Annotated in this window: 1 protein-coding gene and 1 pseudogene; both read left to right on the forward strand. The window is 76.4% G+C overall.

Annotated features, from left to right (window positions below; all coding sequences use genetic code 11):
• Window positions 1-239: AAA family ATPase (locus NUH29_RS14485; protein ID WP_373317473.1), on the forward strand; the 239-nt coding region annotated here is incomplete at its 5' end.
• Window positions 236-543, forward strand: a pseudogene (locus NUH29_RS14490) (DUF58 domain-containing protein); the annotation flags it as partial. The gene NUH29_RS14485 and the pseudogene NUH29_RS14490, both read left to right, overlap by 4 nt.

Genomic DNA, 543 nt, shown 5'->3' on the forward strand with positions numbered 1-543 from the left:
TGCGTCTCGGCGTGAGCGTGCGCGGCGCCCTCGCGCTCGTGCGCGCCGCGAAGACCCTCGCCGCCGCGAGCGGGCGCCACTACGTGGTGCCGGACGACATCAAGTCGCTTGCCGAGCCCGTGCTCGCGCACCGGCTGGTGCTCGACCCCGAGGCGGAGTTCGACGGGGTGACGCCGTCGAGCATCATCGCGCAGCTGCTGCTCGAGACCCCGCCGCCGAGCGATCGGCAGGCCGTGTGAGCCGACCCCGGTCGACCGGAGCGAGCCGGGACACGACCACCCCCACCGACGCCACCGGACTCGGCACCACGCGAGCCCGGATCGTCGGCGCGCGCACGGGCGTGCTCGCGGACGCGGTCGTCGGGGTGGTGCGCGGTTCGCGGGCGATCGGGCGCGGGCTGGCCCGGGCGGGTCGCCGGCTGAGCAGCGTCGTCACCCCGCTCGGCTGGGTGATCGTCGTCACGATCCCCGCGGCCCTGGCCCTCGGCTACGCGCTGGGGTGGCTGGAGTTCGTCGCCGTCGGCTGGGCGGCGCTCGTGCTCGC

Origin of the sequence: Protaetiibacter mangrovi, from assembly GCF_024752305.1 — a bacterium.
Taxonomy (GTDB): domain Bacteria; phylum Actinomycetota; class Actinomycetes; order Actinomycetales; family Microbacteriaceae; genus Homoserinibacter; species Homoserinibacter mangrovi.